At 49.5% G+C, this 24,018-nt stretch carries 24 protein-coding genes; 18 read left to right on the forward strand and 6 right to left on the reverse strand.

Translation table 11 applies throughout. From position 1 onward, the window contains the following. The first annotated feature begins 43 nt into the window (after nt 1–43). A complete protein-coding gene (locus SBI19_RS02085; RefSeq protein WP_317964540.1) occupies nt 44–1,096 on the forward strand; it encodes an ROK family transcriptional regulator in 1,053 nt (350 codons plus the stop codon). Nucleotides 1,097–1,150: 54 nt separating this feature from the next. Here SBI19_RS02085 and SBI19_RS02090 read toward each other — a convergent pair whose 3' ends face one another. Continuing rightward, nucleotides 1,151–2,227 (reverse strand): permease, encoded by a 1,077-nt coding sequence (locus SBI19_RS02090; protein ID WP_317964541.1) that lies wholly within the window; start codon nt 2,225–2,227, stop codon nt 1,151–1,153. Between the two features lie 143 nt (nt 2,228–2,370). Between SBI19_RS02090 and selD the strand changes: the two genes are divergently transcribed. From selD to SBI19_RS02110, 4 genes are all read left to right on the forward strand, one after another. After that, nucleotides 2,371–3,420 carry a selenide, water dikinase SelD gene (gene selD / locus SBI19_RS02095; RefSeq protein WP_317964542.1) on the forward strand — a complete coding sequence of 350 codons (1,050 nt, stop codon included), beginning with the start codon at nt 2,371–2,373 and terminating at the stop codon, nt 3,418–3,420. Nucleotides 3,421–3,569: 149 nt separating this feature from the next. Further along, a complete protein-coding gene (mnmH, locus tag SBI19_RS02100; RefSeq protein WP_317964543.1) occupies nt 3,570–4,616 on the forward strand; it encodes a tRNA 2-selenouridine(34) synthase MnmH in 1,047 nt (348 codons plus the stop codon). Nucleotides 4,617–5,057: 441 nt separating this feature from the next. After that, nucleotides 5,058–6,185 (forward strand): hypothetical protein, encoded by a 1,128-nt coding sequence (locus SBI19_RS02105; protein WP_317964544.1) that lies wholly within the window; start codon nt 5,058–5,060, stop codon nt 6,183–6,185. 281 nt (nt 6,186–6,466) lie between these two features. After that, the gene (locus tag SBI19_RS02110; protein ID WP_317964545.1) at nt 6,467–7,351 is read left to right on the forward strand and encodes a dihydrodipicolinate synthase family protein; all 885 of its coding nucleotides are present in this window, start codon (nt 6,467–6,469) and stop codon (nt 7,349–7,351) included. A gap of 60 nt (nt 7,352–7,411) precedes the next feature. Here SBI19_RS02110 and SBI19_RS02115 read toward each other — a convergent pair whose 3' ends face one another. After that, a complete protein-coding gene (locus SBI19_RS02115; RefSeq protein WP_317964546.1) occupies nt 7,412–7,579 on the reverse strand; it encodes a hypothetical protein in 168 nt (55 codons plus the stop codon). A gap of 412 nt (nt 7,580–7,991) precedes the next feature. Here SBI19_RS02115 and SBI19_RS02120 point away from each other — a divergent pair, with 412 nt between their 5' ends. From SBI19_RS02120 to SBI19_RS02135, 4 genes are all read left to right on the forward strand, one after another. Beyond that, nucleotides 7,992–8,525 carry an NfeD family membrane protein gene (locus SBI19_RS02120; RefSeq protein WP_317964547.1) on the forward strand — a complete coding sequence of 178 codons (534 nt, stop codon included), beginning with the start codon at nt 7,992–7,994 and terminating at the stop codon, nt 8,523–8,525. Nucleotides 8,526–8,555: 30 nt separating this feature from the next. Further along, a complete protein-coding gene (locus tag SBI19_RS02125) occupies nt 8,556–10,043 on the forward strand; it encodes a flotillin lipid rafts scaffold protein FloT (protein ID WP_317964548.1) in 1,488 nt (495 codons plus the stop codon). Between the two features lie 12 nt (nt 10,044–10,055). Next, nucleotides 10,056–10,478 carry a GNAT family N-acetyltransferase gene (locus tag SBI19_RS02130; RefSeq protein ID WP_317964549.1) on the forward strand — a complete coding sequence of 141 codons (423 nt, stop codon included), beginning with the start codon at nt 10,056–10,058 and terminating at the stop codon, nt 10,476–10,478. Between the two features lie 147 nt (nt 10,479–10,625). Then, the gene (locus SBI19_RS02135; RefSeq protein ID WP_317964550.1) at nt 10,626–11,399 is read left to right on the forward strand and encodes a helix-turn-helix domain-containing protein; all 774 of its coding nucleotides are present in this window, start codon (nt 10,626–10,628) and stop codon (nt 11,397–11,399) included. Between the two features lie 70 nt (nt 11,400–11,469). Here SBI19_RS02135 and SBI19_RS02140 read toward each other — a convergent pair whose 3' ends face one another. After that, entirely contained in the window at nt 11,470–12,711 is a 1,242-nt protein-coding gene (locus SBI19_RS02140) for an MFS transporter (RefSeq protein WP_483312223.1), read from the reverse strand. 221 nt (nt 12,712–12,932) lie between these two features. On the opposite strand from SBI19_RS02140, the gene SBI19_RS02145 reads away from it, so the two are divergent. Together SBI19_RS02145 and SBI19_RS02150 are read left to right on the forward strand one after the other, a co-directional pair. Then, on the forward strand, nt 12,933–13,961 hold the full coding sequence (locus tag SBI19_RS02145; protein ID WP_317964551.1) for an ROK family protein: 1,029 nt from the start codon (nt 12,933–12,935) through the stop codon (nt 13,959–13,961). Between the two features lie 42 nt (nt 13,962–14,003). Further along, nucleotides 14,004–15,221, forward strand: coding sequence for an MFS transporter (locus tag SBI19_RS02150; protein WP_317964593.1), 1,218 nt, complete (start codon nt 14,004–14,006; stop codon nt 15,219–15,221). Between the two features lie 52 nt (nt 15,222–15,273). Here SBI19_RS02150 and SBI19_RS02155 read toward each other — a convergent pair whose 3' ends face one another. Next, nucleotides 15,274–15,834 carry a GNAT family N-acetyltransferase gene (locus SBI19_RS02155; protein ID WP_317964552.1) on the reverse strand — a complete coding sequence of 187 codons (561 nt, stop codon included), beginning with the start codon at nt 15,832–15,834 and terminating at the stop codon, nt 15,274–15,276. A gap of 60 nt (nt 15,835–15,894) precedes the next feature. Between SBI19_RS02155 and SBI19_RS02160 the strand changes: the two genes are divergently transcribed. Then, on the forward strand, nt 15,895–16,323 hold the full coding sequence (locus SBI19_RS02160; protein WP_483312218.1) for a GNAT family N-acetyltransferase: 429 nt from the start codon (nt 15,895–15,897) through the stop codon (nt 16,321–16,323). 84 nt (nt 16,324–16,407) lie between these two features. On the opposite strand, the gene SBI19_RS02165 is transcribed toward SBI19_RS02160, so the two are convergent. Next, on the reverse strand, nt 16,408–17,889 hold the full coding sequence (locus SBI19_RS02165) for an MDR family MFS transporter (RefSeq protein ID WP_317964554.1): 1,482 nt from the start codon (nt 17,887–17,889) through the stop codon (nt 16,408–16,410). Nucleotides 17,890–18,046: 157 nt separating this feature from the next. Between SBI19_RS02165 and SBI19_RS02170 the strand changes: the two genes are divergently transcribed. The 5 genes from SBI19_RS02170 (at nt 18,047) to SBI19_RS02190 (ending at nt 21,321) form a co-directional block, all read left to right on the forward strand. Further along, a complete protein-coding gene (locus tag SBI19_RS02170) occupies nt 18,047–18,730 on the forward strand; it encodes a TetR/AcrR family transcriptional regulator (protein WP_317964555.1) in 684 nt (227 codons plus the stop codon). Between the two features lie 139 nt (nt 18,731–18,869). Continuing rightward, complete coding sequence (locus SBI19_RS02175; RefSeq protein WP_317964556.1) at nt 18,870–19,463, forward strand: DedA family protein; 594 nt, start codon at nt 18,870–18,872, stop codon at nt 19,461–19,463. 199 nt (nt 19,464–19,662) lie between these two features. Beyond that, nucleotides 19,663–19,815, forward strand: coding sequence for a hypothetical protein (locus SBI19_RS02180; RefSeq protein WP_317964557.1), 153 nt, complete (start codon nt 19,663–19,665; stop codon nt 19,813–19,815). Nucleotides 19,816–19,830: 15 nt separating this feature from the next. Further along, on the forward strand, nt 19,831–20,166 hold the full coding sequence (locus SBI19_RS02185; RefSeq protein ID WP_317964594.1) for a YrdB family protein: 336 nt from the start codon (nt 19,831–19,833) through the stop codon (nt 20,164–20,166). Between the two features lie 156 nt (nt 20,167–20,322). Next, nucleotides 20,323–21,321 (forward strand): hypothetical protein, encoded by a 999-nt coding sequence (locus tag SBI19_RS02190; RefSeq protein WP_317964558.1) that lies wholly within the window; start codon nt 20,323–20,325, stop codon nt 21,319–21,321. A gap of 240 nt (nt 21,322–21,561) precedes the next feature. Here SBI19_RS02190 and SBI19_RS02195 read toward each other — a convergent pair whose 3' ends face one another. Next, nucleotides 21,562–22,956 (reverse strand): MFS transporter, encoded by a 1,395-nt coding sequence (locus tag SBI19_RS02195; RefSeq protein ID WP_317964559.1) that lies wholly within the window; start codon nt 22,954–22,956, stop codon nt 21,562–21,564. A gap of 112 nt (nt 22,957–23,068) precedes the next feature. Between SBI19_RS02195 and SBI19_RS02200 the strand changes: the two genes are divergently transcribed. Next, nucleotides 23,069–23,944 (forward strand): LysR family transcriptional regulator, encoded by an 876-nt coding sequence (locus tag SBI19_RS02200; protein WP_317964560.1) that lies wholly within the window; start codon nt 23,069–23,071, stop codon nt 23,942–23,944. Nucleotides 23,945–24,018: the final 74 nt, after the last annotated feature.

Consider the following 24,018-nt stretch of genomic DNA (forward strand, 5'->3'; position numbering starts at 1 on the left):
TTTAATAAGTTGAGCAACTATGAGATGAAAGGTGATGCACCTTATGACTGATATACATTCTTCCCCACGAGAGATGAAACGCGCGATAACGCAGCGTATACGTGCGGCATTGATCATGCATGGGAGTGCAACGAAGGCAGATCTATGCCAACGACTTGGCATTAGTTTCCCCACGATCAGTAAATTTCTTTCGCAGATGGAGAGCGATGGCGAAATTCATTATGTCGGCGAGGATGATTCCAGCGGGGGACGCCGTGCGAAGCGATATGCTTATGACCCTGAATTTATGCTGGGACTCGCAATTTTCGTCGAGAATACCGAGACGAACTACACGATCTTCAATTGCATCGGCGAGATCAAAGAAGAAGGCAGAATGCCAAGCGTCCTGCAGGAGAATCCACATCTGCTCGGCAATCATATCGAATCGTTGATCGAACGGTTTCCTCGACTTCGTTCGGCTGCAGTTGGGGTGCCGGGCGCGGTTAGCAACGGTCAAATCATTTTTATCCCGCCGTATCCGAATTTCCTCGATAACGATTTGAAGGAGGCATTCGAATCGCGCTTCCAAATTCCTGTCGTCATCGAGAATGATATGAATGCGTCGGTGCTTGGTTTTGCTTCGAATAATGAGATCGAGAATGAATCGCTTGTTTACTTGTACTTCGGTCAGAATGGACCTGGTTCGGGCATTATGATCAATGGAGATGTCGTGCGCGGCAGCACGTTCTTCGCGGGCGAAATCGCCTTAATGCCGCAGTACGACAATAAGACCTTCATCCAAGCGTTGAAGGTTGGCGGTTCCGATAACGAGATTCGTACAAGCTCCGTACCTACCGACGAGGACCAGATCGACGCGGTAGCGCGTCTCATCGCTACATTCACTGCGATCACCAATCCGAAGGCGGTTATTTTCTGCAACGATGAGATTGATGAGGAGCTGCTGGCTCAGATCAAAGAGCGCAGCGCGAAGTATATGCCGATGAAGCATTTGCCGGTTCTGCTGAAGAGTGATTTCAAAGAGGATTACTTAAGTGGATTGCAGCATCTCGCACTCGATCTGATGATCACGGGCAGCGATATGAGCGATTCCATATAACGATACGATAAAACCACCTGATCGCTCAGGTGGTTTTGCTTGCTCATGCTTAGATTAGAGTACAATAGCGCCCACAATGCCGCTGACTAGTCCTAAGCCGATTACCGAGGCAAGAATAAACCATACAACCCGTGCAGGGAAGGCACTTCGGATCATTAGCAGCGAAGGCAGACTAACTGCCGGCAGCACAACCAGAAGGGCCGCGGCTGGTCCTCCGCCGAATCCAAGCGACAGAAACGATTGAATGATCGGAATCTCGGCCGCCGTCGGGATAACGAACAGTGCACCGGCGATGGAGAAAATAATGACCATAAGCAAGATGCTGATTCCACCCTCGCCAAGCGATGGGAAGAGCCAAGCTCTTGCCGCTCCGAGTACAAGCACTGATATGAAGTAAGCAGGTACGACATTCAGAATCATCTTCCACATGCTGACGATCCAACGACGCCATAATGGTGCCTCTGGCTGCTGTTCATTAGGGATCGATTTCTCGAGCGCCACAGTTGAAACTTTCGCATTGCCCATCAAGCGACCGGCGATATAGCTAACACCTAACGTGATGATGAGTCCGAATACAATTCGAATCACCGTGAATTTCCATGATAATACGAATGTCATGAAGATGAGCGTAGCTGGATTGATCAATGGATTCCCAAGCCAGAACGCAAGGCTGGCGGCAGGGGAAACCTGTTTCTTATGCAAGCCGATTGCAATTGGAGCCGCACAGCAGGTGCACATCATACCAGGCACGGAAGCCAAACCGCCGATCGCCGAATTGCGAAGTGACGTTTTTCCAAGAACACGTTGCAGCCAGCCTGAAGGGAGGAGCACTTGTACAAGGGAGCCGAGCAGAATGCCAAGTATGGCAGCTTTCCATACCGCTTTGTAATACGTAACGGCATAATCCCATGCTGCGTGCCATGATGGGCTAGGTGCACTGTCTTCCTTACCTGTTAGGATCGAAGAACCGATCGTATGGTCAGCAATGGCATGTAAGGCTTTATTGTAATACGGCCACCACTTTACGTAACTGAGTCCTGCGGCAGCAATAAGAAGAAACAACGTGATGAACAGAATCGTTTTCAAGCTGTTATTCTGTCGTCTCGCTGCTGCGTAATTCTGATGTGTCATACGTTACCTCCGTCATAAGTGTCGAAACTTCAACATTATAGCACACGAGTGCTTCGGTTTTGCGATAATATACGCAATGATGTACTATTATCTAAGGTTATTTGCGGAATTATTAACTGTACGATACGAAAGGGAGATAGGCTATGACTCAAGCGGAATCCATTAAACTTACATCACTTTCATCCAAAGGCGGATGCGGCTGCAAAATCGGTCCAGCCGATCTTATGCAGGTCCTTCGCAGTCTCCCGCCTACGACTCCAAATCCCGATCTGCTTGTCGGACTGGATACTAGTGACGACGCTGGTGTTTATCGTCTGAACGACGAGCTGGCGCTTGTTCAGACCGTCGATTTCTTTACGCCAATCGTAGATGATCCATATTCCTTCGGACAGATTGCTGCAGCGAATGCGATCAGCGATATCTATGCAATGGGCGGCAAACCATTAACGGTATTAAACATCGTCGCATTCCCGATTACAACGCTGGACAAACAGGTGCTCGCTGACATTTTGCGCGGCGCAGCCGATAAAGTTCAAGAAGCAGGCGCTACGCTAGTTGGCGGCCACTCTATTGATGATAAAGAGCCTAAATTCGGCATGGCGGTTACAGGACTCATTCATCCAGACCGAATCAAAGCTAACGCTAGCGCGAAGCCTGGCGATAAGCTGATTCTAACGAAGCCAATCGGCGTGGGCATCATGACGACCTCGATTAAGAAGGATCAACTGAGCGAAGAAGAAGTGAAGCGTGTCACGAACGTGATGGCGACGCTCAATAAAACGGCTGCAGAGGTCATGAACGGTTATGACGTGCATGGCTGCACGGATGTAACTGGCTTCGGACTAATAGGGCATGCATCCGAGATGGCAAAAGGCAGCGGCGCTGGTCTTCGCATCGTGAAGGATCAAGTTCCTGTTCTGCCACGTGTACGTGAACTTGCAGAGCAAGGTTATGTTCCTGGCGGAACCAAGAACAATTACAACCACATTCAACCGTTCGTAACCTTCCCAGATTCGATGGATCAGATCGATCGTTGGATTCTGTGCGACGCGGTTACCTCCGGCGGATTGCTCATCTCCGTTCAACCCGAACAGGCAGATCGTCTGTTGGAAGAACTGGTGCAGAAGGGTGTCGAAGCAAGCATTATCGGCCATGTTGTGGACGAGCATCCCGGTCAGATCATCATTGAATAACCTATAGGTGTAAAGCAGAGTGACTTTGAGCTCCGCTCAAAGATCCTGATGTAGCAGCAGAGTGACTTTGAGTATGCAGAGTGACTTTGAGCTCCGCTCAAAGATCCTGATGTCATGCTCAAAGATCCTGATGTAAGGAGCGAATCAACTTGTTTCAAGACATAACGATAGATGAACTTAGAGCACAGCGAGACAATAGGAAGCTCGTTACGATTGACGTTCGTTCGCCATCCGAGTTTCGCGAATCGACGATTCCGGGCAGCATAAACATTCCGCTGTTCGATGATCAAGAGCGTGCAGAGATCGGTACGTTGTACAAGCAGACGAGCATTCAAGCCGCGAAGGAGAGAGGCCTGGAGGTCGTCTCCGCGAAGCTGCCAGCATTCATCCGCGAGATCGATCAGATCAAGGAGAAGAAAGCCGTGTTCTGTTGGCGAGGCGGGATGCGCAGCAAGACGACGGCAACAGTTCTATCGTTGATGGGCATTCATGTCTACCGGCTCAATGGCGGATTCCGCGCCTATCGTCGATGGGTTGTTGAGACGCTGGCAGCTTTTGATTTTAAACCTGAAGCGATCGTGCTCCACGGCAATACAGGAACGGGGAAGACCGCCATTCTGAAGCAGCTTGAATCGGAAGGTTATCCGGTACTGGATCTGGAACAACTGGCTGGCCATCGCGGTTCGATTTTCGGTGAGGTAGGACTGAAGGCGAACAATCAGAAGAGCTTCGAAGCCCTGCTGCTAGAGAAGCTGCTGACACTCCAAGACTCACCGTACGTCGTTCTGGAAGCGGAGAGCAAGCGAATTGGTAAGGTCGTGCTGCCGGAATTTCTGATTCAGAAGAAGGAGAAAGGCGCAGCGATCCGGATTGAAGCACCAATGGATGTTAGAGTACAGCGCATTATGGAGGACTATCCAACGGAGCAGAATGATGTCTACTTGAAAGCCTTTAACGGCATTAAATCTCGCATTCATACGCCTATAGCTGCCGAGATTGCTTCCTGCCTGCAAGCCGAGCGCTATGAGCCAGCTATTCGGATGCTGCTCGAATACTACTATGATCCGAGATATACCTTCACGACGGAGCAGTACGAGGATTCTCCGCAGATAACCTTATCCATCCGCAGCTTGGATGACGCTGTGAAGCAGATAAAGGACATTCTAGACCGTCGTGCAGCATCAGTCCAATCCTAAGCAGAGACTAAGATAGAACGTTACCTTTATTTGATTGATGAAGCTCTCTATCCTAAGATAGAGGGCTTTTCTATTTATCATCCAATTCATTCGTAACAGGTGGGGAGCTATGAACGCACGATTAATGCATCCAGACCATAGTTGAGCAGATTGTTTATGCGAGAGTAGAGAAGATTGAACCATTCGTTAATGTCGCCAATAATACCGTGCATAAGGTAATTTCGAACGGAAAGGATTATATTTTGTAAATCTACAACCAAATCAATTGGTCCGAGGACGGCAAGCTTGCATTCGTGAATCAGCTTTACGATGGGCGAGAAAGCACACTGTGTTTGTATTGTTGCCAGGAAAGACCAAAAAGGAAAAAGAAGGATGATGTCGAAAAACTCTATTTGCCTACTAATGATGGTTAATTGGAAGATTAGGAAAAGGGGAGCGTAAGTGAGTCTGCTGAACAATAAAAGAATCGTCTACACTGTCATTTCGGCTATTCTGCTGGCTGCAGCAGCGGCCGGAACGATATTGCTATCGGGGAAGCTTGATTCGAAGGAGTCCGCTATGGTTACCGATGAGAAGCTTACGATTGTACAGAACAAAGATGGGCATAAGGTCACGATTCGGATGGGAATGACCAAGAAGCAGGTCGATAAACGGCTTGGGAAGCCTCAAACATACCGTTCGCCAGAAGGCGGTCAGTACTACAAATACGACGATGTGATGGCTGCTTATCTGGATGATCATCTGGCGCTATTCTCACTTGGTGAACAATCCTCCTTAGCCAACGGCGTTACCCTAGCGATGAGTCCGAATGAAGCGTTGGAGCAGCTTGGGCCCACATCAATTCCGAACACGATGACGTACGGGTACCAGTGGGACAGCAAGGCAGAGTCGCTCGACCAGGTAGCCGGTGAAGCTGCGATGAAGCAGCTCGAAGGTCAAGCGGATTTCTACGAGCTTCGATTGTCTGTTAATGCGCTCGGCGATCTGTACAGCATTCAGATTGTTCGGAGCGATTATACAGTCGCCATCATGGAACAAGTCGCACGAAATAATGCATCTGCTATGCCAACGGAACCCCCGCAGCCGCTTACGACAGCAGATCTGTCGATGGTGAAGGGAGATGGCGGACCACAGTCGACTGTATCGCTTGGCATGTCGAGGAAGGAAGCCGAATCGATCGTAGGAGAGCCGATATTAGAATCCAGCGTAGGCGGCGTTTCGTATGACGGGATTAAGATCGGTTACCGCGACGATCATGTGGTTGCTTTAACAATAAAGTTGGATGAGGAGACGACTACAATCTATAAGACTGTGCGCGGGGCAGGGGTTCTTAGCAATCGACAGCTTGTAGAAGGATTGTACGGGGAACCGACGTCGTATGAGAAATCGTATTTGAATTATCTCCTGGTAACCGAAGGGGACAAACTTGGTATACTCACTGCTGAGGATATGAACGATCAAACGAAGAAACCCGCTTATTATCTAAGCATGATTGTAGGCGATAGCAGCGAAGAGCTGATCGAGTACCTGTCCTTTAGTGATCTTCAGTATGCAATGACTGGCAAATAACGGAGTCTAACGCATAGGCCAAGGAGGAGGTAATCTTTTTCTTAGCATTTTGGGCTGCTGCTAGAACCAATCGATCACCCCTCTGATGAGGGGTGATTTTTATACTCGCATCATCAATCGTATGGATGAATTTGTCCTGAGAAATGATCGCTTTTCATTAATCGGATGCCGTATGAAGAATGCGGTTTTTTTTTGTTCGTTTGAGGATTGTGTTCATGCCCTTCAGCATTTATGATGAGCTAATATTGATGATTAGCGATTCCGGACAAGGAGTGATGCCCATGTTTACAGGTCTATCTGCATTTCCACTTACACCAATGAACGAGAAGGGGATCGATGAAGAAGCGTTCGTCCAGCTTATTCAGCGAGCTGCGAATGCTCAAGTGGATTCTATCAGCGCATTAGGCTCGACAGGCAGCTATGCTTATCTGACGCGGGAGGAACGCAAGCGTACCGCCAAGTTGGCAGTAGAGAATGCCGGCGGCGTGCCTGTCATGGTCGGAATCGGGTCCTTACGCACGCGCGATGTTCTTCAGTATGCTGAGGATGCGCAAGCGGCAGGCGTCAGCGCTGTATTGTTAGCGCCTGTATCCTATCAACCGTTGACCGAGCGTGAGGTTTACTCGCTCTATGAAACAGTCACTCGTTCCCTCTCCATTCCGTTATGCGTATACGACAATCCACGCGTGACTCATTTTACATTTCGGGATGAATTAGTAGAGGAAATCGCGCAGCTGCCGAACATCGGATCGATTAAAATCCCGCCGGTCGCTTTAAATCCAACAGAAGCAAAGGAGAGAGTGAGCAAGCTTCGCACACTCATGCCAGCGCATGTGAAGATCGGAATTAGCGGGGATTGGTCTGCTGCAGCGGGTTTGAATGCTGGCTGTGACGTCTGGTATTCCGTACTCGGCGGGTTGTATCCCGAGGCCAGTCTGCGCATCACACGTGCAGCACAGGCAGGGAAAGCCGAGGAGGCGCTAGCGCTGTCTGAGCGGTTGGAGCCCCTATGGGCGCTGTTCCGTCAGCATGGCGGCTTGCGTGTCGTCGCAGCAGCGGCTGAACAGCTTGGAATTGGTAGCAGCCCCAATCTGCCATTGCCGATTCAAGGATTGGATGAAGAGGCGCGACAACAGTTGAGAGAGGTCGTAGCTCGGCTCCTATAACGAGAAAAGCCCAGAGAAGTCGTATCTTCTCTGGGCTTTCTGCGCAACTATACGATGTACTTATTCCGCATCATAGGACGACTGCACGGCATCGGACCGGTCGTCCGAGTCTTGCGTGTACGCAATAAGAATAATATTATCCCCTGTTGATTGTGACAACGCGTGCTCGAGATCCTGAATCTGATGAACAGCATCGATATTGAGCGAAGCAGTAGGGTATTGTTTCATGCGAGTTTCCTCCTTGTCTACTGAATCCTAACGGTAACAACACAAGTATTTCCTTTTTGAAACGATATAAGTCATGGAACTAGATAAGGAATGGGGCATAGTTTTCATGTTTAGTACGTCTGATTCCACGGAATGATTCTCTAGGATGCATACACTAGTAAAGTAAAACATTTACATCTGAAGTATTTGATGGTAAAATATATCTATCAGCAGCTATCATTTGTTAACTAAATACGCTAATCATACATCGGAGGAGCCTGTCACCAAGGGCTCCTTTTTGTTCGTTTGCAAGATGAACGGCATACTCATTACACTTCATGGCATATATTTAGGGTCTCTAATTGGCGCTGACTCCAACGTTATCGTAAACATTCGTTAGCTGCTGCTAAACCACTGCAAGGGAGGAGCCTGGATGGAAACCTTATTCCTATCATGTTTGATCGGTGGGATCTTGTTCGCAATAATTAGCGTTTTGCTCGGGGACTGGATAAGCGCTTCGTTGGATGGTGCGCTGGACTTTCTCTCCGTGGAAGGTTATAGCTTATTCCGACCGACTGTCATCGCTAGTTGGATAACCGTATTCGGCGGAGCCGGGTTGCTATTGCACGAGTATACGAAGCTAGGGACAATCACTGTTCTGATTCTAACCTTCCTCATTGCATCGGCATTTGCGGTAGGCTTGTACTTATCGTACATACGTCCAATGGAACAAAGCGAGAATTCGGTTGGCTTCTCGATTCATGAGCTGGTCGGTCTCCTAGGAGAAGTGCTCGTTCCGATTCCGCAGCATGGATTCGGCGAAGTGATGGTCCAGGTAGGCGCAGCGCGTTCTCATTACATTGCTGCGAGCTTCGATGGCACGGAGATTCCTCCGGAAGCCCGAATTATCGTTGTCGAGGTCGATGCGTCAGAAGGCGTCCTGTTCGTATCGAAATTCGATATATAAATGCGATCAGAGAGAGGAGAATGATTGAACATGCCTGATTATTTGCTCATACCGGTAATTGTCGTAGGTGTCATTATTGTGCTGGGACTTGCATTCTGGGCGAGATACAAGACCGTTGGTCCAGATGAGGCGATGATTGTAACGGGCTCTTTCCTTGGCAAGAGCAACGTTTCGACGGATGAATCCGGCCGCAGCATCAAAATCGTACGCGGCGGAGGTGCCTTCATTCTGCCGATTTTCCAACAGGCGGAGTTTCTGTCGCTTCTATCGCATAAGCTCGATGTTTCCACCCCAGAAGTGTACACCGAACAGGGAGTGCCTGTATTAGCCGACGGCGTTGCGATTATCAAAATCGGCGGTCTCGTCGAAGACGTCGCGACAGCGGCAGAGCAGTTCATGGGCAAGCCGATTGAGTCGCTCAAATCAGAAGCGCAAGAGGTGCTGGAAGGTCACCTTCGCGCCATTCTCGGATCGATGACAGTCGAAGAAGTGTACCGGAACCGCGACAAGTTCGCGCAGGAGGTACAAGGCGTTGCCGCCCGCGATCTGAAGAAAATGGGCCTGTTGATCGTTTCCTTCACAATCAAAGATGTAAGAGACAAACACGGCTACCTCGAAGCACTCGGCAAGCCGCGTATTGCAGCGGTCAAGCGCGATGCAGACATCGCAGAAGCTGAAGCGATCCGCGACGCCAGAATTCAGAAAGCGAGAGCGGAAGAGGAAGGTCAGAAAGCAGAACTGCTGCGGGATACGAATATCGCGGAAGCGGGCAAGGAGAAGGAGCTCAAGATCGCTTCGTTCAAGAAGGAGCAGGATACAGCGAAGGCAGAAGCCGATCAAGCCTATTCCATACATGAAGCTCGGGCGAAGCAGTCTGTTGTTGAGGAGCAAATGCGCGTAGAGCTCGTTCGCAAAGAGCGCGAGATCGACCTCGAGGGCAAAGAAATACTGCGCCGCGAGAAGCAATACGATGCCGAGGTGAAGAAGAAGGCCGATGCAGATCGCTACGCAGTGGAACAAGCGGCAGAAGCGGATAAGGCGAAGCAGCTGCGCGAAGCGGATGCCGTACAGTATCGGATTGAAGCAGAGGCGCGAGCGAATGCAGAGCAGAAGCGATTGGAAGGTCTGGCGATCGCCGATGCTGAACGTGCAAAGGGTACAGCGGAGGCGGAGGTTATCCGGCTGCGCGGCTTAGCGGAAGCGGAGGCGAAGGAGAAGCTTGCGCAAGCGTTCGAGAAATTCGGAGAAGCTGCCGTACTCGATATCGTCGTCAAAATGCTGCCGGAGCTCGCCGGCAAAGTAGCTGAACCGATCAAAGGAATCGATCAATTGACGGTTGTAGATACCGGCCATGGCGAAGGCGCGGCAAGAGTAAGCAACTATGTCACCTCACTGATGGCGACGGCGCCAGAGATGCTGAAGAGCGTATCCGGCCTTGATCTGAACAAGCTGATCAAAGGGCTGACCAACAGACAAAACAACGCCAATCAAGGAACCATAAGTTCCGATCAGCAATGACTAGGAGGCACCATGTCCGATAACATTCAAGTGGTGAAAGGCACCGAAGAGGAAGCGGCTTATGTAAGACATCAACTTATTGCTTTTAATGCGAAACATGTACCGGATAGGCGATATGAAGTGGTTAACTTGTGCTTGAAGAATGACGCGGGTGATATCATTGCCGGTCTCAATAGCGCAGTATGCTGGAACTGGATGGAGATCGATATTCTATGGGTGGATGAGAACCATAGAGGCGATGGACTCGGATCACGGTTGTTATTGGAAGCCGAGCGAATCGCAAGGGAGCATATCTGTTCATTCATCAAGCTGAATACGTTCAGCTTTCAAGCGCCTGAATTTTATCGCAAATATGGATACGAGGTTGTAGCAATGATAGAAGATGCGCCTAGCGGATACCGTCATTATTTCTTTAAAAAACAGCTGCAAGCGTAGGTATCAAAGTCCGCGTATTCACGCGGGCTTTATTCATCTTAGGGATACAACCGTTGGTTGTATTTACTCAACTATGCTTCCATTGTAATCATTATCCAGTGTATGCCATGATAGATTCATCTCGAAGAAAGTTGGTGGCTGGTTCTCATGGTAGAAGAGATCAAGTTTCATGAGCGGATCAAGACGCTTCGACTAGAACGCAGCATGACGCAGTCGGAACTAGGCGAACTGCTCGGCGTCACGAGTCAAGCGGTGTCCAAGTGGGAGACGGGAATCGCGACACCCGATATCTCGTTGCTTCCGAAGATATCGAAGCTGTTTAACTGTACGATTGACTCTCTATTTTTCGGCAGAATTGAATCCATTATCCAGACGAAGAAAACGATGATGCGGGAGGATCTAGAGGAAGCGAAGATCGAATGCTCGAACCTGCGCGGCGTCATCATGCGGGATGTCGTGATGGATGGCGCCGAAATATTCGATAGTCGATTGAACGGAATGCGGATCCACCATGGCGGCATGGCGAATCTATCACTGAAGCATCTGGACCTCGATGGTCTAACATTGGGTTTCAGCCAAATGAACGGAGCGGTCATCCACGACTTGGGCGGACATACAACACCGATTCGATTTGCTGAAAATGATTTCAAATACAGTACGATCGATCGGTGTGACTTGGGGAATGCGGAGCTGGTGAACTGCAATCTATCCGGCATGCGGATTATTGGCTCTAAGTTACAGGATAGCTGGCTGCTCCAGCCGGAACCGTACGAACCGTTACATATTGAAGAGGTAGACTTCAAGGACAGCGTCATATCAAACAGCAACTTAGATGGCGTTCGAATCAACGATTGCAGCATAGAGGGACTTATCATTAACGGTGTGCCAGCGGGTGAACTCCTCGCATCCTACAAGAGATAACAAGAAAGAGACAGCCAGCAGCGGTGAACACCGTTCAAGGCTGTCTCTTTCTTGTTGGACTTGTATCGCATTAACTCGCTCTTCTTGACCAGATCACAACGGGGATAAGCAATAAGGCGAGTGCGCCGCCTGCCAACGAGAGGGCGGCATAACTAGAATGAGCGACAACCATACCGGATAAAGCTCCGCCGGAAGCGCCTGACAATCCAACCAGCACATCGATCGAGCCTTGCTTCTTCGCGCGGTTAGCTGGAACGGTCGCGTCGACGACCATTGCGGTGCCGCTAATGAGTCCAAGATTCCAGCCAAGACCCAGCAATGCAAGAGCCGTGATGAGCAGAGCCATGGAATCGCCTGGAGCGGTCGCCGCCACAACGCCTGCAAGCAGCAGAACTGCTCCGGAGGCGATGGACATTGCCACTCGGCCTATTTTGTCAACCAGAATGCCTGTTATAAGAGAAGGGAAGTACATCGCCCCAATATGTATGCCGATGACTAGGCCGACATCGCCGAAGGTATGCCCGTGGTGCATCATATGAATAGGCGTCATCGTCATAACGGCCACCATTACAATCTGCGTTAGCACCATGACGGTTGTGCCTACTACTAGACCTTTCTGGCTGCCTCGTGCTGCTTCGACGTCAATTTGCGAGGATTGATTCGGTTGCGATTGATCCAACATACGCTTGGCGAATAACAGAGGGTCTGGTCTCAGGAAGATAAGCAGTACAATGCCAGCTAATAGGAAGGCCGCGGCAGCCAGGACGAATAACCCGCTTAGTGCAGGAAGTCCCAATTGCTCAGCAACATCGCCCGTCACATGGACCAAGTTCGGGCCAGCTACCGCACCGAATGTTGTGGATACCATCGAAATACTAACGGCCTTAGCTCTCTGCGTCGGCTTCGCTAAGTCAGTTCCTGCATAGCGTGCCTGCAGATTCGCTGCCGTGCCTGCTCCATACAACAGCAGGGAGAGGAAGAGGAGAGAGAGGAGTTCGTACTGAGCTGCTAGAATAACGCCGATCGCGCCGAATCCGCCAACGATGAAACCGCTTGCTAGACCTTTACGACGGCCGAAGCGCTGCGACATCCGGCCAATGAGCAGGGCTGATAACGCAGAGCCCAGCGTAAGCAACGCACTCGGAACGCCAGCCCCGCTGTCCGTACCGAGCATATCCTGCGCCAGGAGGGCGCCGACGGTTACGCCGGCGGATATGCCGGCTCCGCCAAATATTTGTGAAATAACGACAATCCATAGCGAACGTCTGAATATTGAATCTTGCAAGCTGCGGTTGTCCGCTCGATCTTGCATAAGCTGCGATCCATCCGTCATCGTGAATGATTCCTTTCTAGTTTGTGCTAGGTTAACACAGCATAACGCATAGCCGAACGAGATGGGAATGGATTATAGATTGATTTTCAATAATAATTAGTCGGTGATTGGTCCGTCACAAGTTGACAACTCTTGCAATGCGACATATACTCCACTTATTAAAACTGTTTTAATAAGTGTTCGAATATAGGGGTGGAACGATGAATCCGCACACGCATAACACGCTTCAAGTGAAGAAAATGAACGTTGAACTTGTGAAGAATACGCTGAAGGCACAAGGAATTGGAACGAAAGCTTCGATTGCCAATCTGACGAAGCTTAGCGTTGCCACCTGCGGAACTATTCTGAATGAGCTAGTTGCGTCGAACGAAGTAATCGAATTGGAGACGGAAGGGCCAAGCGGCGGACGTCCTGCCAAGCAGTACCGATATAACGCGGATTTCGGCTGTGTGGTTTGTCTGCTCATTAAATCAGAGGGAGGCAAATTGTCCATCCACACCAGCAGCGTGAATCTCTTGGGTGAGACCCTTCATGAGGCCATTCATGAATTAAATCGAATCGATATACAGGTAATTGATCAACAGATCGAAGCTTTGATGAGTGAGAATGGCAATGTTCAAGCGATCGGGATCGGCATCCCCGGTGTCGTTCACCACGGCGTGATTGGTGTATGCGACGTGCCAGAGCTCGTGAATCAACCGCTTGGACCTTATTTGGAGGACAAATACGAGTTATCCGTCACGATCGAGAATGATATGAACATGACGGTCTATGGTTTCTACCATAGGCTCAATATTGAAGAGGATAAAACGTTCGCCGTCGTAACGTTTCCGAGGAATCATTTTCCCGGCGCTGGTTTTATTGTTGATGGGCGCATTCTGTCCGGCAATACGAAGTTTGGGGGCGAAGTGTCGTTCTTGCCATTCGGCATTTCACGCGAGGAGCAGCTGAGGCAGCTGCATACCGACGAAGGATTCATTCAGCTTGCTTCCCACACATTGACGTCTATCATCGCCATTATTAACCCGGTGACGATTGCGATTACCGGCGATTTGCCGCAAGAGTCTCAGCTTGATGAGCTGTATAGGCACTGTCTGAGGGACATTCCGGAAGCGCACATGCCCAAGTTTATCGTGAAGAATGATACGAATCGCGAGTATATGACCGGTCTTGCGACCTCAACGCTGGAGAGCTTAACGTACCAGCTGCAAATTACCGCGAAGAGATAAGGATAAAGGAGACGACAACGAGTGGAGACGGCAACAGGCAAAATGAAAAAGCTGTACTTGATGCAGTTGGCAACGATTTTTATCGGTTTTATTATTTTTGGCTTCTCGGAAAATATTAAAGGACCTGCAATACCACGTATCCAGTTCGACTTCGGCTTGAATGAATCGCAGCTGGGTACGTTGTTATCGCTTAATGCGCTTGGTTATTTGATCGCTTGTTCCTTCACCGCATGGCTGACTCGGATATGGGGAATTAAGCGGGTAACCGTTATTGCTTTCGCCTCCATGGCGATTTCCGGTATCTTCATTTATTTCTCACAGCAATATACGATGTTCTCGGCATCATACTTCTTAATGTACATTGGCAACGGGATGCTGGAGATCGGTCTTGCCATATTAGGCGCGCGGATCTTCGTACGAAATACAGGCACGATGATGAACTTGAGCCATGGCTTCTACGGCCTTAGCTCGACGGTCGCACCGCTTATTGCAACGGGGTTGATGAAGGTTACGATCTTCGGTCATACACTGGACTGGCGCGGGATGTATCTCATTATGCTGATGCTATCCATCATTCCGATCGTGTTGGCATCGCTCAGTAAGTTTCCGGGGGATGACATTAAACATGAGGAGCGTACGCCGCTTCGCAGCTTGCTGCGTGACCCCGTGCTATGGCTGATGGTGTGCATTCTTACGTTCGGCGTCGTATCGGAGTTGGCAGTGGGCGGGTGGCTTGTTAACTTCCTCGAGAAAGCTTACGACTGGAACACAGTAAGAGCATCAGGGATGTTGTCTGCATTCTTCCTGTGCTTCGCGCTGGCCCGTCTGATATTGGGTCCGTTGACAGACCGTATTGGTTTCACACTTTCGTTGATTATCTTCTCTGGCATGTCTGCTGTCTGCACCTTTGCCGCCATACTTGGCGGGGAAGCCTATGCGTTCTTGTTCGCGGCTGCAGGTATCGGGATTGCAATGATTTATCCGACGGTCATGGCCTTCATCGCCAAGCGATATCCGAACGGCAGCGATACAGCGATCACGTTCACCGTCACGTTGATGGGGCTGGGGAGCGTAATCGGCAACTATGTAATCGGTGGCGTCATCGAGATTGTCAAAGACTCCGTAGGTTCGGATACCGAGAATGGACTTCTGCGAGGTCTTCAAGCCGGCTATGGTTTCATCGGTTTCTGTGCGGCATTATGCGCAGCAACAGGCGTGATTCTGTACATGCTCTTGCGCAAGCGCAGAGAATTGATATAAGAAGTGATTAAACCGCCGTAATGGCGGTTTTTTTATGCCTTTACATCGTATTTTATGGCTGACCGTCATTCCTTACGCGAACATCCTCCTGCGTAATCGCCAGCAGCACATGATCTTCCCAGCGGCCATTGATGCGTAGATAATGCTTAGCCAGGCCTTCCTCCCGGAAACCGGCATTCTCAAGCACTCGGAGGGAGGCTTTGTTATGCGGCATCACGCCTGCTTGAACACGATGCAGCCCCAGTTGCTCGAACGCATATCTTACACAATGGTTAACAGCGATCGTCGCGAAACCTTTACCGTTATGAGCTTGATCGATGGCATAACCCAGGTAAGCATTAAGGAACGCGCCGCCCGCAATACCCGTTAACGCAGCTCTGCCGACGAGTTCTCGGGACTCCTTAATAAATACGCCGAATATAGCGCACAGGCCGCTTATTTGATTCTGTTCGTCTGAAGCGAGTTCGAGCCGTGTGCCTTCTAAGGTGTAGTGCAATTCATTCCGTATAGGCTCAAAGGGCTGCAGAAACGCGCGATTTCTTATTTTATAAGCGAGAAGTTCAGCTGCATCCTCCATTGTAAAATGGCGAAGTTCAATTATTTGGTCTTTCATCGTGCACGTATCCTCCTTTATGATTAATGTATTCATATAAACACGAACGAACGATAGGAGATGGGCAGCTTGTCTGGATTACGAGAAATGAACATACAGGACTATGACCAAATGGTTGATCTGTGGCACAGCATTGAAGGACTTTCGATTAGCAACGCAGATTCGAGAACGAATATAGAGAAGTACTTGGCTCGGAATAAAAGTCTTAGCTTCGTGTATGAGATGGACGGACGCATTGTCGGAACGATTCTATGCGGGCATGATGGCCGAAGGGGCTTCATCTATCATGCTGCCGTATCGCCCCAATATCGCAAGCAATCGATCGGTCAACAGCTGGTTGATCGCTGCTTGCAACAATTAAGCGAGGAAGGAATCGACAAGTGCCACATCTTCGTCATCGACGACAACGAGGTCGGCAATCATTTCTGGAGCCGCAATGGCTGGGAGAAGAGAAGCGGATTCTCCGTGTATTCTAAAGATACCCAATAAACAGCATCTCCACTAAAATGAAGAAGGCCCAACCATCTGTCCCTATAGGACAAGTGGTTGGGCCTTCTATCATGTCTTCTTAGATCAAGAAAGTTGTTCTGCTCGCGCGAGTCCAGCTTCCGAGACGGCAGCCGGGGAAACCAAGCGTTTCTTTCTGACGAGCAATCCGAGCGGCAGCGCAACGGCAACGATAATCGTAGCTACCATGAACACATCGTTCACGCTCATCGTATACGCAAGCAGCGGAATCGTCGCTTGGTCCTGCGTTCCGGATGCTGCTAGCGTCTGGCCATGTGAAGTCGCATGCGAGATGAGCAGGGAAGTGAAGAGCGCAATCGCGAACGAGCCGCCTACGTTGCGCACCCAGTTGTTAACGGCGGATGCATCGCCGGAAAGTGCGCCGGATATTTCCTCCATGCCTGCCGTACCTGTAGCTGCAGCAGCCAATGAGACGCCGATGTTTCGTACAGACATCCAGAATATAATGTAGCCATGCGAAACGCCGACATCAAGACGTGTCATTTCGTAGCTGCCGATCAGAATGAGGATGACACCGGCAACGGTTAGCCACAATGGCCCCAGTCGACTGTACAACTGACCGGCAACTGGCATGAACAGTGCCATGATAAGAGAAGCTGGCAGCATGATAATACCCGTATCTAGAGCCGAAATATGCTGTACGTTCTGCAGAAACAGTGGAATGAGAAGCGTACCGGAATATAAGCTAATCATGATTAATGTTGCCGAGACAAGAGAGATTGTAAACCGAGCGTTCGTGAAGACACGAAGATTCAACAATGGATGCTCGGTATGAAGCTCCCGCCATATAAACATGGCCAATGCGACTAGACCGAGCGCGAACAACCCTAACGTACTCCAAGAAGTCCAACCCCATTGGCGGCCTTCACTGAGTCCGAGCAATAGCGCTGTGCTGCTTAATACGACAATAGCGAGACCTGCAATATCAAGCGGTTTGCGGCTTCCGATCCGATAATCCGGAATCATCAACTGGATGAATATGATCGCGATAATGCCAATCGGAATATTGATATAGAACAACCACTCCCAGCTGAAATTCTGAATAAGCCAACCGCTAAGCGTTGGACCGAAGGCAGGAGACAACATCCCGGACAATGCCCAAATACTAACGGCGAAGGCCTGCTTCTCGCGAGGAATGACTTGAAAAATAATGGTCATTGTCGCAGGCAGGACGAGCCCGCTGAATGCGCCTTGCAGAATACGGAAGGCGATTAACGATGTCGTATCCCAAGCCAACGCACACAACAGCGAGAAGATGACGAACCCGACCATTGAATACAAGTACAGCTTCTTGAAACCGAACCGATTGCCCAAATACCCCGTCAATGGTGCGATAACGCCTAGCGAAAGCATAAAGCCTGTCAGCACCCACTGAATCGTATTCAGATCGCTGTGGAAATCCTCGATCAGAAAGGGCAGGGCGAGATTAATCGTACTGATGCCCATAACGCTGAGGAACGAGCCGAAGAAGATCGCGATCATGATCGGCCAGAATTTCACCTTGCTCGGAGCAGCATTTTCCAACATGTTTCCTTCACTCCAGTTCCTGTCTTTTTTAGTTTCTACATCATACATCACAACCTAATCGAAGTAAACTAAATTCATTAAAAACGTATAGTTCGTACAAAATGTTTACGGTATCGTAACATTCGATTATACTAGAAACATAAAGGGGGAACGTGGAATGAAGAAACCGGAGGAACAACCGGGCTTCCGATATAATGACCTCGAGTGCAAATGTAAACTCGCCAACAAGCTGCTGGCCCCCTTCCGAAATTCGGGCTTTCAACAGCTAAGAATGGACGACATTGCGAAGCAGATGGATATTTCTAAAGCGACTTTGTACAAATATTTCAGCTCCAAGGATGAGATCATTGATCTGATCATCGATCAATTCGTGAATAGCGTCGAAGAGAATGATGCGGAGGATATGCCAGGTGCAGAAAGCTCCTATGAAGAACGGTTCCGCAACACATTCGTACGAACCTTGATGATCGCAAGCTACCGCTCCGAGGCATTCTTGAAGGACTTGCGGGAGACGTTCCCGGAGCTGTACGGCAAGCTTGAATCCGCAATCGCCTCACGCAATGATCGCCTGAGGCTGTTCTATGAGAAGGGCATGACCGAAGGCGTTTTCATTCAACAGAACGCTTCGCTGCTCATCATGCAGGATGAATTGATTTTCCGAAGCCTTATGGACCCTGTCTATCTAATGAAGCAGAATTTGACGCTGCGGAATGCGCTTTACGACTACTATCTCATTAAGAAGCGCCAACTTCTTAGCTCGTCCCAAGAGAGTCACGAGGATGACGGCATGCAGGATCGCTTGGAACGGTTGGCCGGGAAGATTGTGTACGGAATCAGTTAGAACGATATCGTTCGATCGACGCGAACCGCGGGAGCATCCTGCGGTTTTTTCATGCGTAAGAAGGGAACCACTAAAAGGTCATTGCTGCTTCGATGAGGAGCAGCGAGATTGATTACCGTTAAGAAAGAAGAGGAATCCATTGGGCAATGTCGCATCTTGGTTAGAACACTATAGCTATGGAATCTTATTCGCTGCTCTATTGCTTGAGATGCTCGCCCTGCCGCTGCCAGGCGAGATGCTGATGAGCTACACCGGCGTATTCATCTCATCAGGCAGCATGAACTTAGTTGTGAGTATCGTATGTGCCGGCGTCGGGGTCACTTTTGGCGTCACCTTGTCCTATTGGATTGGATACAAGTTAGGCAAGCCATTCCTGCTGAAATACGGCAAACATATTCATCTCGGGGAAGCTCAGCTTGAGAAGCTGTCGACCTGGTTTGAGAAGTATGGGGAGAAGCTGCTGTTTATCGCTTATTTCATACCAGGCGTGCGGCATGTTACAGGCTACTTCTGCGGGGTTATGCGGATCCCGTTTCGCCACTATGCGATCTATGCGTATTCGGGCGCTTGGTTCTGGGTGTGTGTCTTTATATTGCTCGGGAACGCATTAGGAACCAAATTCGAAGCGTATCACCACACCATTAATCGATACATGATCATCATGATGGCAGTCGGCATCGCCTCGTCGCTGCTGTTCTATTTGTTTCAAAGACTTAGGAAGAAAGCTGTGTAGCAGCTGAATACGGCGCATGATGAGGGGCACTTAAGACGATTGCGTCGTAAGATTGCCCCTTATTTGCGTTAGAGAACGTATAGACCAATCCAACATATTTACATACAATAGTGCTAGTGCTGAGCTGGTCCAAACTTATGGAGATTTAGGATTGGTCGACGTTCATAATCATGATGCAAGCGACAAGCAGGACAATATAATGAAATTAATCAATGATCAGCATGCGACTGAAACACAACGTAAAGCGATTGCTGAATTGGAGAAAAAGATCGGCAAGTCTTCTGGTGACGGGCTGAGCAAACGGGAGGCTGGCATCATTCTTGCGGAGGCGAACACGGAGGCTGTGAACTAAGGAAGGAAATTTGTGATGAAAACAATTGTGCTTACCGCATTTTTCTTGTTGGAGCTGATCGCAATGTTTGCCTTCGGCTATTGGGGGTATCATATCGCGGGAACGGTCAAAATCATTATTGCGATCGTTGTACCTGTTTGCGTCATGGTCATTTGGGGAATGGTGCTCGCCCCGAAAGCATCGTATGCTGTATTCTCATATCCAACGCGAACAGGGTTGAAACTGGTTGTATTTGCGCTTGCTGCTGCAGCATTATATACATCTGGACAACACGCGTATGGCATTGCGTTTCTCATCCTATCGATCTTGATTATCGTTACAGTCTTTATCAATGACTGGCACAAGATATAAGCTGATCCTCGAGGCTGTCGCTGAAGCGGCAGTCTTTCTCATATTTTGCTGGCGATTAGGAAATGTATACAAGACAAACTATGCAACCAATCCGTTTCCGAGCGCGTTTGTAATAGTACCCGAATGAACAATAAGCATCCAAATGGAGGTACGAATATGCGTATCAAAAGAAAAACCGCTTCCGCAGCCGCCATCTGTCTACTTTCAGCTATTCTGCTGGTTGGGTGTGACAACGGCGACAGCCAAACGCCGAGCAGCAGCTCGAACGACTCCTCAGTCGTAAATCAGGATCAACAACCAGCAGAACAGACGCCTTCGAATGAGACAGCCGATAAGGATCAAATCATAAAGGACTATGAAGCGCTCAAGACCAGCAAAGCCAGCATCAGCGAGGTCCTTGCGTTCTTCGATCAACAGCTAGCTAAGTTGTCTCCAGAAGATGCGGATCGACTCGTTCGCGAATTAGCTGCGCGGTACGACGAGGAGCTGCCAAGTCGACAGGATCCATTTTATAAAGAAAATGTGGCTTCCGTTCTGAATGAACTGGAATGGCCGATAACAAGTGACAGTGTCGATAAGATCCAAGACGAATCCGTTCGTACAATAGTCCAAGCCGCATTCGCCGATGGTTACAAGCTGGAAGCCGTTGAAGGCTCGATATTCCCAATCGTAGATTACGGTTCACTGCGGAAGTTTGCTGATGCGTTGTCGCCGGCATATTCCGCTTATATCGAACTGCTGGCGCAGCAATCGGACCAGAAAGCAATGTCAGACGGCGGCCTTGTCATCTCCTGGGACCAGTTCGCAGACCGTATCATCGCATATGACCAATATGCATCGAAATTCCCGACAAGCCCTGAAGTCTCCAAAGTGAAAACGATGTACGAGGGTGCGATGACGATCTACCTCAATGGGGCAGATAATACACCGATCTATGATCGGGAAGGCTCTTATAAGCTGCTTGATGAAGTGAAGTCCAGCTATGAGCGTATCGCCAAGGATTATGCGGATACGCAGACGGGCAAGATCGTCCAAGGATTTGTTGATGTGCTGAAGCAATCGGACTGGCAGGTTCGTTCAAGCAATGGCAAAACAGCCATCCAAGCGGTTGACAGCTACCGAGAGCAAGCATTAGCGGAGATCAAACAACCGTAAGCCGCGTAACGAATCGCCCACGAACGAATAAAACCCGCTGCATGAGATGCGAAATCTCATACAGCGGGTTTGTGCTGTCTAAATCTCGTGTATGATTGATTTGGAAAATGTTTCAACACAACACATCGCATGGTATTAAACAGGAGGGGCTGATTATGCTGCTATTTACTTTATCTTCATATACTTGTTCACCATTGGGTTGCTGTTAGGCTGCGAAAGAATGGATGAAGCTCATGCAATTCAAGTTAACGGAACCGAACGGCGTGCCATATCCTTACGGCGGCGAACGTATAGAGCCACCAACAATGTCGAAATTACGGTGAGAATGATGCCGAGCACGCGGAAGCCCTCGAAGCTGAACTGGCTGCCCATAACGACGCCTATCAACAACGATGAGAGGATCGTCCCCAAGTACCTCGACGTGTTGAATAACCCAGACGCAGTGCCGATCATCTCTTTCGGAGCGCTTCGGAACAAGACAGCCTGCAAGCCGACATTATTCAAGCCGTTGCTAATTCCGAAAGCGGCTAACGCGAAACAAATACTGCTTACAGGAGTATGTTCATTCAAGGTTACCAGCCAAACAGAACCCGTCACCATGAGAATGGCAGAGGCGAGCAAGGCCGGCCGCGGTCCAGAACGGTCTATCCAACGTCCGGCGAATGGAGACGCTGCGAGGGAGCATAAACCTAGGCTCAACATCAGCATGCCCGTATGGAATTCGCTAACGTGACGAACCGTCTGGAGGTAGGATGGAAGCCCGAAGAAGAGGGAGTAGAACAGTAAGTTAACGAGCATGTATTCCACGTTGACCCATGTCATGGCAGGATACTGCGCGAAGGTGCGCAGCGGTATGAATGGGTGGTTCGTTCTCTGTTCTAAGCGGACGAAAACAATAAGGAGCACGACACCGATGATCCCGACTCCAGCATTCGACCAGGTTACATGTCCGGAAGATTTGACTGACAACACACCGATAAGCAAGGCAACCAGACCCAATGCGAACAAAATAATGCCTGCGGCATCCAACTGTTTCGACCAATAGCGAATGTTCCTGCCGCCCCCGACTGCCGAAGTTGGTTCATCTTTCGGGATGGTCTTCCACGCAAGGATGATACTCCCGATAACGAACGGGATGTTCACCAAGAAGATCGCGCGCCAATCCCACCAGTGCATGAGCATACCGCCAACGAATGGGCCAATCGCCGCCGCTCCGGATAAGAAGATGCTTAGTACCGACAACGCCATCGCCTGCCGCTCTGTCACATGAATGCGAACAATCGCCATCCCTACCGCAATCATCATGCTCGTGCCAATCGACTGCACGATCCGAAACGCAATAAGCCATCCGAACGTTGTTGATAGCGGAGCTATTAAGGAGGCCGCGAAAGCAACGGAGAGCCCTGCGAGAAATAGGTTCCGCCGTCCTAATAAATCGCTTACTTTGCCCATGACCGGCTGGGCGACCGCACTTGCAATGTAGAACGCGAATATGATCCACGACACCTGCGTGAAGTCGAGTTGGAAAGCTTGTTCCAACCCCGGAATGGCAACGGCTACCATCGATGAATTGAGTGGATTCAATAAAACCCCAAGTCCAACGGCAATCAATAACGACCAACTGTGTGTCCGCATAGATAATTCCCCCAATCGAATTGTAGCTATATCGTATTCGATTCGATTGATTTACTCCAACGCATTTCATGTTATGATCTCATTGACTGGAAGGAATGAAAGGAGGATCAACATGGAGCTGCTTCAATTGCAATATTTCATTACGGTCGCTCGTTTGGAGCATGTGACCGAGGCGGCGCGCACGCTGCATGTCACACAATCATCCTTAAGCAAGACGATACAACGCTTGGAAGAGGACCTTGGTGCGCCGTTATTCGATCGAACGGGCAGAAACCTTCGTCTGAACGAACTGGGAACAAGGTTCTTGCGCCGTGCAGAACGGGCGATGCTGGAGATCGAGCAAGGGCGGCTTGAGATTAAGGATCTGACCAGCCCTGAGAATCGCACACTTGAACTAGCAGTTACAACGGCGAGCACGCTGCCCGCGATCCTCCGTGAATTCCGGAAACAGCTGCCCGAAATCCAATTTCATGTCCAAATGTTAGCGACAGAAGAGATGGTTACGCTGCTTCGACGCGGAGAGGTAGACTTCTGTCTATGTTCACCTCCGATACAAGGGGAGGACATTGAATGTCAGATCGTCTGCATCGATCCGATCGTCGTGGCTGTACCAGCAGGGCATCATCTTGCCAATCGGACAAGCATTGCGTTGGACGAGCTTAAGGACGAATGGTTCATTGGCGTGAAGAAAGGTTATGGCACTCGCGATTTCGTAGATGAAGTGTGCAGAACGGTCGGTTTCGAGCCGCATTATATTTTTGAAGGGGATGAACCTGCGAGGTTAAGTGCGTTAGTAGAAGCGGAAATCGGTATTGCGTTTATCCCGAGCACCGCCAGCCATTCACGCGAAGGCATCCGCTATATTACGATAGAGGGTCATCGATTGGACAGGGAAATAGCTTTGCTATGGCATAAAAGTCGGTATATTTCGCAAGCGGGTCAGCGTTTCCGTGAGGTTGTAGTCGATTACTTCAAAAGCCATAATTAAATTGACGGTTCCAACTTATGGATGTATATTAATTCAATAATATGAATTAATATTCGTTCTAAGAGGAGGACAAA

The organism is Paenibacillus sp. CCS19, assembly GCF_033239625.1.
In the GTDB taxonomy this organism is placed as follows: domain Bacteria; phylum Bacillota; class Bacilli; order Paenibacillales; family Paenibacillaceae; genus Paenibacillus_T.